Origin of the sequence: Cohnella silvisoli (genome assembly GCF_021190915.1) — a bacterium.
Taxonomy (GTDB): Bacteria; Bacillota; Bacilli; order Paenibacillales; family Paenibacillaceae; genus Cohnella; species Cohnella silvisoli.
The window spans coordinates 94,628-109,064 of record NZ_JAIOAP010000001.1 but is presented as its reverse complement, the minus strand read 5'-3'; the positions used below and the strand labels follow the sequence as shown (position 1 = coordinate 109,064).

At 55.4% G+C, this 14,437-nt stretch carries 6 protein-coding genes; all 6 read right to left on the bottom strand.

Annotated features, from left to right (window positions below):
* Positions 1 to 242 precede the first annotated feature (242 nt).
* A complete protein-coding gene (locus tag K7P76_RS00450) occupies positions 243 to 2,897 on the bottom strand; it encodes a family 78 glycoside hydrolase catalytic domain (protein ID WP_232182102.1) in 2,655 nt (884 codons plus the stop codon).
* Positions 2,898 to 2,930: 33 nt separating this feature from the next.
* Positions 2,931 to 7,592: a discoidin domain-containing protein gene (locus tag K7P76_RS00445; RefSeq protein WP_232182101.1), complete on the bottom strand. Its 4,662-nt coding sequence runs from the start codon at positions 7,590 to 7,592 to the stop codon at positions 2,931 to 2,933.
* A gap of 14 nt (positions 7,593 to 7,606) precedes the next feature.
* The gene (locus K7P76_RS00440; protein WP_232182100.1) at positions 7,607 to 10,732 is read right to left on the bottom strand and encodes a glycosyl hydrolase; all 3,126 of its coding nucleotides are present in this window, start codon (positions 10,730 to 10,732) and stop codon (positions 7,607 to 7,609) included.
* A gap of 113 nt (positions 10,733 to 10,845) precedes the next feature.
* Entirely contained in the window at positions 10,846 to 12,507 is a 1,662-nt protein-coding gene (locus tag K7P76_RS00435; protein WP_232182099.1) for a type 2 periplasmic-binding domain-containing protein, read from the bottom strand.
* Positions 12,508 to 12,613: 106 nt separating this feature from the next.
* Positions 12,614 to 13,495 carry a carbohydrate ABC transporter permease gene (locus tag K7P76_RS00430; RefSeq protein ID WP_232182098.1) on the bottom strand — a complete coding sequence of 294 codons (882 nt, stop codon included), beginning with the start codon at positions 13,493 to 13,495 and terminating at the stop codon, positions 12,614 to 12,616.
* Positions 13,496 to 13,508: 13 nt separating this feature from the next.
* Complete coding sequence (locus tag K7P76_RS00425) at positions 13,509 to 14,432, bottom strand: ABC transporter permease (RefSeq protein WP_373692323.1); 924 nt, start codon at positions 14,430 to 14,432, stop codon at positions 13,509 to 13,511.
* Between the last annotated feature and the right edge of the window lie 5 nt (positions 14,433 to 14,437).

Genomic DNA, 14,437 nt, shown 5'->3' with positions numbered 1-14,437 from the left:
ATTAAACCTTTCTATTCAATAGGGCAGGAATAAAAATAAGAGGATACACCTAAGTATCTGTTCAGTCGTAATCGCTCCCGCAATTAGAGTCGCAACTGTTGCGCGGAAAACAATTAAAACAAATTGTTTTCCTAAGTTTACACACTACTAAAAACATTAAAATATGTCAACCGAGGTTTCACCATTGATAAATGCAAAAATCCGACCGCTTAAGGTCGGATTTACTTAACAATTGTAACTATTTACCTGAAGCGGGAAACGAACGAATAATTACCTGAGCCGAGGCGGAACATTGCCCGGTTATCCTCGAAACCCTGAAACTCAAAGCTTTCAGCTTGCATGACCGGCTTGCCGCTTTCCGTCACCGCTTCAAGACCGGATATCCGGTTATCCAAGACTGGGACATAGAGCGTCGCGCACGCGTTAACGGGAACCGACACGCATAGGGATACGCTGCCGCCCTCAATTCGCCATTCGCTGACAATGGTGCCGTAGACGCTCTCGAATTCGGCCCGACAATGGCCGATCGTCTCGCTCAATCTAGGATAGATGGAGAAATCGCTGTATCCCGGCCTGTCAGGCTTCAAATCGATGCCCGCCATATACCGGTACATCCATTCCGCAACCGAGCCGAGCGAGTAATGGTTGAAAGAATTCATGCCCGGATCCTGGAAGCCGTTCTCTGCCGTCCAGCCGTCCCATCTTTCCCATATCGTCGTCGCTCCGTTACGGACCGAGTAGAGCCAGGACGGGAACGTATCCTGCAGCAATAGGCCATACGCCAAATCGGTATAACCGGCTTCGCTAAGGACGGGAAGCAAATAGCCTACGCCGAGAAAGCCGGTCGACAGGTGCCTGCCTTTACTCTCGATATCGCCGGCAAGACGAGCGGCGGCCAGCGGCCGGAGATCGATCGGCAGCAGATCCATATGCAAGGCCAATACGTAGCCCGCTTGCGTCTCGCCTTTTACCCGCCCGTCACTGGTGACGAATTCACGGATGAACGCCTCGCGGATATCACAGAAAAGACTTTGCAGCCTTTCGGCTTCTTCTTGTTTGCCGATAGCCTCTGCCGCAGCGGCGGTCAATTTCACGCTATAGCCGAAATAGGCAGTGGCAAGAACGTCTTTCGGCGTTTCGGCACCGATTGACAGCCAGTCGCCGTAGCCTTCGTCCGGTCGGATCAGGTCCGTGCACGTGTCCTGCAAATACGCGATCCAGCGGATCATTGCATCGAAATGCCGGCGTAATATTTCCGGATCCCCATATACCTGGTACACTGTCCACGGAACGATGACGCCTGCGTCACCCCAGCCGGCGGTGCCGCCGCCGACGAAAGGCATATAAGGCGCAATATCCGGAAATGCACCCGACGGAAACTGATCCGCCTCGACATCTTCCATCCATTTTTCGTAAAAAGCGGCGACATTGCCCATGAAAGTAGCCGTCCGGGCGAAAATTTGCGCATCGCCCAGCCAGCCCAGTCTTTCGTCGCGCTGCGGACAATCGGTAGGCACGCTGATGAAATTGCCGCGCATGCTCCATGCCGCATTGCTGTGCAGTCGATTGACGCCCGAATGGCCGGTTTCCAGACGGCCAGTAAGCGAGGCGCCGGAATGCAGTACCACTCCTTCCACACTGTCAGCCGACAGCTCGCCCGGATAGCCTTCGATTTCGACAAACCGGAAGCCATGATACGTAAAATGAGGTTCAAACGTCTCCGGAGCGCCGCCGGCCAAAATGAATTCATCCTGCTGCTTGGCGCTGCGTAAGCTGGCGGTGTAGATCACGCCATCACCATCGAGCATCTCGGCAAAGCGGAGCTTGATCGTATCGCCGGCCTGGCCCTCCGCTTTTAGCCGCACCCATCCCGCCATGTTTTGTCCCATGTCTACGATATAACGGCCCGCCCCGAGTTCATTAACAGCAATAGGCGTTATCGTTTGCGCGATTCGCACGCCATCGTCTTTTGGCGCCTGGATGCGCCCGGCATACGGCTCCATTACATTGGCGAACGGCCACGTCGAATCGTCGAAGCCAGCATGCCGCCAACCGGTTGGCTCCAAACGGGCGTCGCAAGTCTCTCCCATGATCAGGTCGGAGTAGACGATGCCTCCGCGGGACACTTTCCATGAGCCATCCGATACGATATCGGTCCGGGAGCCGTCATCGTGTTCCACCGCTAGACGCAGCAGCAAAGACGGGCTCCTCCCGTAAAAGCCTGGCTCGATGTGGGCAACATGGCCGGAATACCAGCCGGCTCCCAGTAGGACTGCGATCGCGTTCGCTCCGGACGCAAGCCGCTCCGTTACATCATAGCTTTGATACAGAACGCGATTGCTATAATTCGTCCAGCCTGGCGTCAAATATTCGCAGCCGACCCTGCTGTCGCCGAGAAAGATTTCATATAATCCGAGCGCCGTCGCATACAGCATAGCTCGCCGGACGGGGCGGAGCAGGACGAACGTCTTCCGCAAGCAGCATGCGGCCTGACCGAATTCCCCTTCAGGGACGTTATATCCGATCCACTCCCCATTCCACTCGCCGGCATCGAGAAGTCCCATCGACCATTGTCCGGTATCGCTCCAGCGGGACGGAACACCTTTCTCGTCCCAAACCCGAACTTTCCAATAGTAAGCTTTTCCGGAGGAAAGCGGCTGCCCTCCGTAAGCGACATGGGTTGATTGGCCGGAAGCAACCTTACCGCTGTCCCACACATCCCCCTCGCCTGCCGACAGCCGTTCCCTGCTGCCGGCTACGAGAATGCGGTATGCTCGCTGCACTTTCGCTCGTCCTTCGGAAACGAGCTTCCAGCCCAAACGCGGACTGCTCGCGTCGATACCTTGGGGATTATCGCGATGCTCCACCGTAAGTCCTACGATTTCCAAGCCGATCATTCCTCAGTTCTTGTTTTCCCGTTCGGAAAACGTTTATATTTTCTCGAATGTAAGCTGAATGGCTGTCCCGACCGTTTGACTGTAGCTCAGCACGCCGTTGCTGTCCGTCGTCACCGTTGATAAGGACATCGTCCCATTCGATAGATTTTTGTTCGTGATCCTGTAGCTGGCGTTCGGTGCCAGTCGGCCGATTCGTCCCGCAAGAGTGCCGGCTCCGCCGGAAAGCGTCTCGATCCGTACAAAATCCGTCATAGCCGTAATCTCATAGGTTCTGCCCCGGTAAACGACATTGCTCGCTCCAGCGCGATCAACGCCGGACGGCAGCTGCGGAGACAACTCCAGACCATGGCTGCTGGCGGACATGCCGAGCAAACCGTACACGAAGCTTACGGGAACAAGCCCGCTTTCCGGAAACTCGTTGATGACCCCCATCTTGAAGTCGTGACCATAGCTGTTTACAGGGTCGCGGCGCAGCTCGTCAAGCGCGAACTCGCTGATAATCGCGTTCATCCGGTGCATCGCGTTGTCGGAGCCCCGATAATTGAAGCGACCCATGAGGTCGTAGTAGGATACATAGAAGATGGCGTTCCCGTTCTGCTGGCATTCCTCGAACGAACAGGTACCCGTGACGGGGAAGGAATTCGTCGGATCGTACCACCAATAGGGAGTGACGCTCTCGATCTTCAGGGTGTTGGCCCGGGGGGCGAATCTTGTGACACTGTAAATGTCCCCGCCGGTCGACGTATCGCCCGAGACCGTCCGCTTACCGTCAAGCCAATCGTAGATGTCATTCGCCTTCGTTGCATTCGCGGCTCCGGACATCAACGCTTCCGTATTGACGAACGTAAACCCGTAGTCTCGGGCCGTGCCGTTTTTATCCACTGTGCCGGCGTACCTTTTTTTCGTTCCATCCCAAAATGCCGTATTGTACTGCCCTTCCGCCGTACTTCCCAATGTCGCGTAATAATTCCCGTTCGTCGTGTCGCCGAGCATATCGTACATATCGCTCATGGCCTTTAATGCGGCAACATAGTAAGCGTTCGTGTACGCATCTTTGTAGCCGAACGGCATGACGTCCCAATAGTTGGTCGGATCTCCGCCGGGCAGACCGGTGTTCAAGTCTCCGGGCGTGATGACCAAACCACTGCTCCCGCCCATTCTATTCAACATAAAGCCCATGGCAGCTTCCATTTTTTGCTTTACCGTCATGCCTGCCGACACATCCACCGTGCCGTCGAATGCCTGCAGGGTGGACGAATCCGTCTCGTTCAGGAAGTTCGGGTCGTCCCACATGGCGATTTGATAGGCCGCGAGAATATACTTCGGCAATCCGTCGTAATGGAATGAGCCCGGACCGACCGGCCATTTACTCTGTGTGCCCCAAGACCATAAGTAGCCGTTATCGCTGATCGGATATTCGCGAATGAGCCGCTTCAATTCGGTTTTGTCCTCCACCGAATCGCTCCACAGCAGCTTCTTCGCGATCCAATCAAAAAAAGTAGATTCGTTGCCGAATTTGTATACTGCATCCGTCCCGTCGTCAACGGCTCCGAATGCGTGCCACATGTTGTCCAGCAGGTTGTCGTACCCGCCGTTGCGCGTCGCGTACATCGGACCATCAGCCGCCGCATCCCATTCGGCCAACTGAAGGTAATAGCTGCCGTCCGTGTCGGCGGACAGCTTGGTCGCATACAGCCGCACGTATCTGGCCTGAACCGACGGGAATTCGAACAACTGCTCCTGCCGTCCGGGAGCGGCGTAACCGGTATATTGCTGTCCCGGAATATCCGTCCAGGCCGAGCCGTCGGTGCTGCTCTGCAGCTTGAAATCGGCGGGAAAACCGATGCCTCCGTTGCGCGGAACGATACGAACGGTGTGCAGCCGTTTGGAAGATCCCAAATCGAGCGAAACCCACTCCGTCGCCGCGGAACCGGCATGCCCTTGACTGGAATAGTAACTGTTTCGGTCGCCGTCGCGTAGCTTGCTCTCCTCCTTGCCAGATACGAAGGAGGAAGCGCTGCCGGATAAGCGGCCCTCATAACCGTTGGTGAAAGCTTCCAGCTCAGCCAGTTGAAGGGCGTAGGCTCCCGCGCCGACGCTTCCCAGCTTGGAAGCATACACGCGAAGATGGCGAGCCGCCACCGGGGCAAAAGAAAACCGCTGTTCCGCGCTGCCGGGATTCGTATAATTGGTGTAGGATTGACCGGCTATATCGGTCCACGTCGAGCCGTCGATGCTGCTTTGCAGCTTCCAATCGACCGGAAAGCCCGTACCGCCGGAACGGGGGCGGATGCCGGCGCCGTTCACCGATTTGACGCTGCCGAAGTCGATCGAAACCCAGGCGATATTCGCAGCCGCAGCCGCCTCGGCGCTTCCCCAATAAGTCGTTGATTTGCCGTCGCGGACTTTGGCCGGCTCGTAACCCGTCCGCTCGGAAGATACAAAATAGGCGATTCCGATGCGGTTAGACGAAGTCACGTCAAACCAGAGCTCGGGTAATTGTAAATAGTAGTTACCGGCATTGTCTGCCCCAAGCTTGGTTGCATATATCCGGATGCCGCTGACTTGCAGGACGCTCCCGAGGGTAAATGTCTGTTCGACGGCACCGGGATTCGGATAATTCGTATACGATTGGCCGGATATATCGGTCCAAGTGGCGCCATCCGTCGTCGATTGCAATTTGAAATCCGCCGGAAAGCCGTAACCGCCGACGCGCGGCGTGATCCGAATGCGGTTAATGCGGAATTTCATGCCGAAGTCGGTTGCCAGCCACTCGGTGAATGCCGACGAGGCGTGCGCTTGACTGGAATATACGGAATCGGCTTTAAGGTCGGCCGCCAATTTCGGTTCCCAGCCTGCAAGGAAGCTGGAGCCGGAAGCGTCCATGGACTTGATCTGCTCCGTATGGTTGCCTTCTGCCGAGGCTTCGCCAAGCGCAAAGCAGTAGCTGCCATCCTGATCGGCGCCCAGCTTCGTGGCGAGCATCCGGATGGCGTTGGCCGTGATAGGCGCGAAGGTGAACGTTTGCTGCGCGCTGCCCGGATTCGCATAATTGGCGTACGATTGGCCGGGAATGTCAGTCCAATTCGTTCCGAAGTCGGTACTGTATTGAAGCTTGAAATCGACGGGGAAGCCATAACCGCCCGTCTTCGGAGTCGCTTTGAACGTATGGACGTCGTAAGACTGCCCGAATTGAATGGCGGCATACTCGGTGAAGGCGCTCCTCGCATGGGAAGCGCTGGACCAGTATGTCGCGGCGTCCCCGTCATACATCGATTTGTAGGAGCGGTCCGCTGCTGCAGTCGAAGCGTCGCCTCCATAACGGACCAGCGAAATTCTGCGGTGGGTCTGCTCTCCGGACATTTCGGCCAACTGCAAGGAAAAGCTGCCGCCCGCATCCGCCCCGAGCTTCGTGGCAAAGAGCCGGAAATACCGGGCATCGACGGGATCGAACGAGAAGGCTTGAGCCGCGGCGCCGGGCGCCGGGTAGTTCGTATGCGACTGCCCCGGAATATCCGTCCAAGCCGATCCGTCCGAGCTGTATTGGAGTTTGAAATCGACGGGAAACCCTTTGCCGTTCGGATTCGGAACCGCTTTCAACTTGTCGATCACGGCGGATTGCCCATAATCGATCAGGATCCATTCGGTTGAAGTTTGAGCCGAATGAGCCGCGCTGCTCCAGACGGTCGTTTCGCTGCCGTCTTCGGCCAATCCGTATCCGGCTCCCGCAGAATCCGAAGAGGCCGTAACGGTCGGAACGACGACCATTTCCAGCAGCTGCAAATAATAAGTACCCGCATTGTCCGGATTTAATTTGGTCGCATACACCCGGACCGATTTGGCCAATACCGTCTGGAACTTGAATTCCTGAGGCGTCGCGCCCGGGTTGGCGTAATTGGCGTAGCTTTGTCCCGGGATGTCGGTCCAGGTCGTGCCGTCCAAGCTTGTCTGCAGCTTGAAGTCGGAAGGAAAGCCGTAGCCGGAATCTCGCGGATATAAGACAACGCGTTCCACTGGCCGGACGATACCCAAATCCTCGGCGAACCACTCCGTATGATTGGCATCCGCATAACCGGCGCTCGACCAGAAGTTGTTGAAAAGATGGTCCGCGCCTTTCGCCGCCTCGTAGCCGGTCAGCTGCGAAGAGGCCGCGGCGCTTACAGGCGCATTCCGTTCGACCCACGCTTCATGCAGCTGAAAGTAATAGTTGGTGCCGCTATTGTCGGCCCTCAACTTCGTTGCATACATCCGCACATATCTGGTTTTGATCGGCGCGAAATCGAAGCGCTGCTGAACAAGTCCCGGGTTCGCATAACCGGTATAGGTTTGCCCGGGAATATCGATCCAGTTGACTGCGTCGCCGCTGACTTGAAGCTTGAAATCGGCCGGGAAGCCGTAACCGAAATCTCTCGGCTGCACCCGCAGCGTGTCGACGGTTTGGGCTGTGCCCAGATCGAAAGAAATCCACTCCGTTGCGGTTTCTGAAGCGTGGGAAAGGCTGGACCACATCGTCGGGATCGAGCCGTCGATCGCATTGGAGGCCGGATAGCCGCCCAATGCGGTGGAAGCCGCTGCGGCTGCGGCAGGCAACACGGCTGCCGAAACACGGGGAGGAGCCGAAAAATATTGAAAAGAACCGAATAATAGAAGTACCGCCCATACCAGCTTGCACGTTCTTACTAATAATGAATACATAGCTGACAGCCTCCTCATTCAGATAAATGATGAGAAACCCAAAGCTTCACTGCTCCTGTCAAACCGCTTGCTGCCTGCTTCTCCATCAGGTTGGCCAGCGTATTGGTTACCTTCAGCTCCAGCAAATTGCTGCCGGCGCGAAGCCGGCCGGTAAGGTCGAGCTCATGCGGACGCCACAAGCTTGTCCCCGCAATCTCGCCGTTCAGCCACACTTCAATGGCATCGGTGCAGGCTTTCGCCGTCAAGACGACGGATGCGGACGCCTCTTTCTCGTCAAGCTTCACCTCGCAAGCATAGATACCGGTTCCAGAGTAATCCGGAAATCCTTGTTCAGCCCAGCTTCCCGGTACCAAGGCGGCTTCGGGCAGCTTCACAAGCGTGCGCTCCCCGCTGACGCCGAAAGCGCCGCGCAGCACGGGGAAAACGGGACCATGAGGCGCGCCCCAAGCCGGCACTGACCCGTGAATGATTATCTGGTTGCGGCCGACTCGTACAGCTTCACGAATATCGTAGACAGCATTGGTGCAATCCCACAGCATATCCGTACGTGAAGGCCGAAGCGCTACTCCGTTTACCTTAATGGTCGGGTCTATCTCGGGATCAAGCACCAGTTCAAGCAACTCGGGCAGCTCCTCGACCGTAAAGACCGCTCTTGCCAGGTAATCGGAGCCGAGCGTAAAGCCTTTGTTCGAGGGAAAGCTCATCTCCGGAGCAGGCAGCCATTCCGGCTCCGGGCCGGGCACTGCCACCTCGACAGGAAGCCGAAGCGTATTAAGCCGCTCCGTACGGAACGTCCACTCGCCGGACAGGTCGATCGTCCGGCCCGTTTCCGCATGTGCCGCTCCGTCTTCCTTCGCCGCACCCGACGCAACAAGCGCCGCTTCGCCCGCATCGACCACCAGTATCGCCGCCTGACCTTCGGCCAGCCGCAGATCAACCTGCTGCCCGCCCGCTGCCAGCGTCCGGACAGCCAGACCACGCCGCGCCCCGCTCGCCGGATCGTAAAGCGATACGCCGCCGGACAAGGCTAGCCGAACGGATCCGGTATATTCGTCCTCGCCGTCATTCACGAGCAGGAACAGATCGACTCCCTCGCCCTTCCGGTGCAGCAGGAAAATAGGCTCGCTGCCGGCTCCCTCCAGCTCAAACGGCTGCTCGAGCCATGCCAGATCAGCGCGAAGCGCCTCGCGAAATCCCCCGTTGGCCGATTTCGGCAATTCGTTGGTGGCCAAATGCGTAATATTGCCGTTTATACGTACCTTTGTCACGCGTTCGGAACCCGCCCTTAGCAATTCTCTTGTCAAGACGAAACTTTCATTCGGATTCCAGCCGAACACCCTCTCCGCTTCTACGGCGATGCTTCGGTCAGGCAGCTCCGATGGAATGAAATTAATCAAAACGACCTTCCCTCCGGAAGCGATAAACGCTTTCAGCTTCTCCCACACTTCTACCGACAGCGTAGTTAAGGAAGGCAAAATCAACTGTTTATACGCATGCCCGCGAAACAGAATCGCCCCGTCCCGGAGCTCCCCTTCCAGCAGCGAAGGCTCATGCAGCAGATCGAAATCCCGCTGCAGCTGCATCAACGCATTGATCACGCCGTGCAGCGTCTGCTCCGTATGCATCAAATCGCCGATCTTATTGTTTTCAATCGAATGGAAGCTTTCCCAGAAATCAAATCGCGGCGCGTATTCGCTCCACACCGTCGTCGTCGGCATCAGAACGGCGATTTCCGCCTGATGTCTGCCCAGCGAGTTGGCATAGCAAAGTCTGGAAATGTAGTCCGAGAATAACCCGTAATGGCGGAAAATCGGCGTCTGGAACGAGTGCGAAGGCGGGTACGACGCAGGGAATTTCTTGCGCACGTTGCGAAGCGAGTAATAAGCACCCATAAATTGAATCGTATTGACGCCGAGCACGGCCAGTCGGTTGACGACCCTCTTCATCTGATCCAGCGTCGTGTGCCATCCGCTGCCGGAGAACGTCTCGCACAACGTGCGCGCCGCCCCGGTATGCTCGGCCACCGCCGTCACCATTTTGCCTGGCAGATTAAAGTCATCCCGTTCCACGTTGATCGTGGAGAAGATGGTGTCGATCGCGGGCATTTGGTAGTGCTGCAGGTTCAAGAAGGTATTGCCCGCCTGCAACAGATCGCAGACAAGCCGCTCCTCGCCGGAATAGTGGCCGGTCAGGATAAGTCCGCGCTCGGCGCACCATTCCGCCGCCTGCATGGCGTAAGCTTGCTCGAAGCGGCCAGTCAGAGTACGCCAGTAGTCGTAGCGGACTTTACGGCTTATGCCGAGATCGGCGACCAACTCGCTCAGATGCGGAATCAAATCGTATCCGTTCGCCTCGGCGAATACTCGTTCGAACCCTTTCGTCCACGGAATCGTATCCGGTCCGCAGTCGAACGGGTTGGTCAGGCTGACTTCATCGGTAAATACGCCCGCAACCGTGCTGCCAAACAAAGAACCGAACCTCGCCGCGTACCGCTCATGCGTCATATCCAGAAAAGCCCGCACCGCCTCCGGGTTCATCACATCTAAGTAGCCTTCCTGGTCCCAACTGTGCGGCGACATTTGCCCAGCGGCCAGCATGCCCCCCTGTACGTCTTCCGAAAACACGTAAACCTGGCACATATTCGCCTCGCGATTGGTCCAGGTAAACGTCCCACGCTCCGGATCGACTCGCCCTTCGGCGCTAATGTCCACGACTTGCGCTGCGTCGTAGACCGCCTGGGCCGACAGAAACCGTCCCTTGTAGGCCAACTCGCCCGTTTGCCCTTGCGTATAGGAGCGGTTTCGATGCCGCAGCACCCTCATCCGATAGTCTGGCATGTCGCGAATAAGCTTGCCTCCGACCATACCGCTCGGCCAATTATACTCATCGTAAATCCAGAACCGCATGCCCTTCTCCCGAGCGCATTCGATCGCGACCTGGATCATATCAAAGAAACGGTCGGACAAATACTCGGTTTCAAGGCCGTTCAGCGGATGAATGAAAAATTGATAAATGCGCTGGCCGGCGAATTCCCCGATCTGCCTTCTTACTTCCGCTTCGTCGATCTCATCGTTCCAAAACCACATGATGACCGGACGATATTCATCTGCGCCGTCAAGAAACCGCTTGCTGTCAAACACCTTAGTTCCCCGCTTTCTTTGAGAAAAGCCGCAAACTCCGCAATATGCCGAACCCTGTCCGGTTAAGCATATTGCCGAGCCCGCTTGATTTCAAATATAGACGACTGCGCCGATTAACTGTTCTTGTAACGGTCGAGAGCTTGGGTGAAAATTTTGATATATTCCTCCAGGCCCATGTCGTTTATCGTTTTCACATACTTATCCCATTCGGAGAAAGGGTTTTTGCCCGTAACGAATTTGGCCGTCATTTCGGTGACATAAGCTTCGATGTCGGTCGCGCGGGCCGTAAACGTATCGTTTTCCTCCGAAGTGAAGCTGAACGGCGGCCATACCTCTTCAGGAAAGAAGGGCTTAACCTTGTCCGTCGCTTCGATGGAGGCCGGGGAGCTTTCGGCGCCTTGGAAAAACTTCTGGCGCACGATGCCCGGGTAGCCGCCGCCCGGCCACGTCAAGTACTTGCTGACCGCCTGATCCAGGTTCAGGCCTTCCGGGTTGTTTTTGATTTCATCCACATATTCCACCTTGCCATCTGCCGTCTCCTTGTAAGTGACGTCTTTGAAGCCCATGAAAAACATCTTGCCGCCTTCTTCGCCATAGAAGTGATCGATCCAACGGACAAGCGCTTCCGGATTTTTAGCTCTGTCGGTCAGCACCAAACCGCCTGTCCATAACTGCGGAGCCGCGATAGCCGTATACATACGGTCCCCGTCCGGGCCTTCCAGCGCCGGCGAACCGATATAGCTGTCCTTCTTGATCGTCGTAGCGGGGTCCACGCCCCACATCGCGCCGTAGACGCCTTTCGTCCCTTCGGCGATGTACTTCGCGTAATCCACCGCGTAAACGTTGTGATCGATCAGGTTCTCCGTGTACAGCTTATTCATAAATTGCAGCATCTCTTTGTATTTCTTGTCCGTTGGGATAAACCTTACTTTGCCCGTTGCCGGATCGAGATCGAAATTGCCGGCATGCGCGCCGCGGTTGCCGAGCCCCCATGAGCCGCGCAGGTAACCTTCGATGCCCGGCATCCAATACGAAGAAAGAGGCACTTCGTCCGCCTTGCCGTTTCGGTTAGGGTCGCCTTCCTTAAATTGTTTCAGCATCTTATAAAAATCGTCGATCGTTTGCGGTTCGCTAAGCCCGAGCGTCTCAAGCCACTGCTTGTTGATCCAGATTTTCCCTCCCGTGAGCGCCGAGGGAAACTCGGGATCGACGATGGTAGGGAAAGAATAAATTTTGCCGTCCGGCATGACGCTGCCTTTTTTAATGGCGGGATACTGCTCGAAAATCCGCTTCAGATTGGGAGCATATTTGTCGATCAAATCGTTCAGCGGCAAGAATACGCCTTCCGCCCCATACTTGATCAAATCCGATATCGGCATTTGCGAGGTGAAGAAGGCTTCGGTGTATTCGCCTCCCGCCAGCACGAGATTGCGTTTCTCCGCCAAGTTGGCAAAAGGAACCTGATCCACCCAATCGATATGGATATTCGTCATCTTTTCGTATTCGGTCCAAAGCATCAGCTTGTTCCAATCCGTCGCCGCCGGCGGTTTTCCCGTCAACATCTGGATCGTAATTTTATCTTTTACGATCGGCATGCCGGTTTCGTTCAAATTTCCCGCTGCGGGTTTCGTTTCGTTCCCCGCGGATGCTCCGGTGTTTCCGCCGCTGTTCGAGGGCGTATTGCTTGCGTTTCCGTTGTTTCCACTGCAGCCGGCCAGAACGGCGATAACGAGCAAACTTGCAACTAGCGTTGACACCCGCCTTTTGAATTTCATCGATGAACCTCCCTGATCATTTTTGTCGAATAATTGACCTCATCTTCCATACAACCGTGCACAATAGATGTCCAGGCGCCACCCCCACTCCGAATGAACGCTGCGTTCAGCCTTTGATCGCACCGATCAGCATTCCTTTTACAAAATACCGCTGCAGCAACGGGTACAGGAGCAGCACCGGCAAATTGGCGATAATAATGACCGCGTATTTGATCGTTTCCGCATTCATGACCTGACTGGCATAAGACTCTTCGGTCAGATTGTTCATTTCGTTCATCTGATTCTGAATGAGAATTTCCCGCAGGATGAGTTGCAGCGGATATTTGGCTCTGTCGGTCAAATAAATGAGTGCGTTAAAGTACGCGTTCCAATGTCCGACGCTGTAGAACAGCACCATGACCGCGAGTATCGGAAGCGACAGCGGCAGCACGATCCGAAGGAGAATCTGGGTATTCGAGCAGCCGTCAATAGCTGCCGCTTCCTGCATTTCGCCAGGAATGCTTTGCTGGAAAAAAGTACGCATAATGATGATGTTCCAGACCGCCACCGCATTCGGAACGATCATGACCCAGAACGTGTCGATCATATGCAGTTGCTTGATCAGCAAATAGGTGGGAACCAGTCCTCCGTTAAAAAACATCGTGAACACCATAAACAGCATGATCGCTTTTTTGCCCTTGAAATCCCTTCTGGACAACGGATATGCGGCGGCGACCGTCATGGCCAGATTCACTGCCGTTCCGGCAACGGTGTACAAAATCGTATTGCCATAACCCGTCAGAATGTCTTTGTTCTGAAACACTTTCTGGTATCCGAGCATGGTTAATTGTTTGGGCAGCAGCCAAACCTCGCCGTTCAGCACCCTCTCGGGATTGCTGAATGAGGCGCTGACCACAAAGACAAGCGGATACATTACAGCAATGAGCACGATCGTCAGCAGCGTGTAGTTGACGATATCGAACGCTTTATCCGCAGCATTTTGCCGCATGGACTTCCCCCCTTCACCACAAACTGTTGTCTCCGGTCCGTCTGGCGATAAAATTGACGCTTAGCAGCAGAACGAAACTGACGACGGAATTGAATAATCCTACGGCTGCCGAAAAGCTGTACTGCGCATCCAGAATGCCGCTGCGGTACACATAGGTTGCAATAACGTCGGAGCTTTCCATATTAAGGTCGTTCTGCATGAGGTAAATCTTCTCGAAGCCGATCCCGAGAATGGAGCCGGTGTTCAAGATGAGGAGAATGACGACTGTCGGCATAATGCCGGGCAAATTGATGTGCCGGATGCGCTGAAGCCGGCTCGCGCCATCCATCGTAGCCGCTTCGTGCAGCTGGGGGTCGATCGCAGCCAGTGCGGCGAGGTAAATGATCGAACTCCAACCCATCTGCTGCCATACTTCTGACAATACATACACCGATTTGAACCATGACGGTTCGGTCATGAAGAGCACAGGGTCGCCGCCGAACAGCCGGATGACATTGTTGACAAGACCGTTCTGCGGGGAGAGAAAGAAGAACAGCATTCCGACGACGACAACCGTGGACAGAAAATGCGGCGCATATGTTAACGTTTGCACGAAACGACTGAAAAACTTCCGCCTTACTTCATTAAGCATAAGCGCCAATAGGATGGGAATCGGAAACCCGGCGGCCAGGAGATACACCCCGATGCCCAGCGTATTTTTGATCAACCGCCAGAAGTAGTAGCTGTCGAAAAAGCGATCGAAATGCTTCATGCCGACCCACGGGCTGTCCCAAATGCCCTTTGTCGCTATAAAGTTTTTAAAGGCAATCTGTACGCCATACATAGGGAGGTAATTAAAAATGACGAAATAAGCGATGACCGGAGAGATCAACAGGTACAACTCATAGTTTTTCAAATACGGCTTCATGATGCGGCCCATCTCCCCCTTCACCCCCATCGAAA

Excerpts from the sequence above, each read along its gene's own strand:
- K7P76_RS00450 (WP_232182102.1), bottom strand. The coding sequence starts at position 2,897 with ATGATCGGCTTGGAAATCGTAGGACTTACGGTGGAGCATCGCGATAAT.
- K7P76_RS00445 (WP_232182101.1), bottom strand. The coding sequence starts at position 7,592 with ATGTATTCATTATTAGTAAGAACGTGCAAGCTGGTATGGGCGGTACTT.
- K7P76_RS00435 (WP_232182099.1), bottom strand. The coding sequence starts at position 12,507 with ATGAAATTCAAAAGGCGGGTGTCAACGCTAGTTGCAAGTTTGCTCGTT.
- K7P76_RS00430 (WP_232182098.1), bottom strand. The coding sequence starts at position 13,495 with ATGCGGCAAAATGCTGCGGATAAAGCGTTCGATATCGTCAACTACACG.
- K7P76_RS00425 (WP_373692323.1), bottom strand. The coding sequence starts at position 14,432 with ATGGGGGTGAAGGGGGAGATGGGCCGCATCATGAAGCCGTATTTGAAA.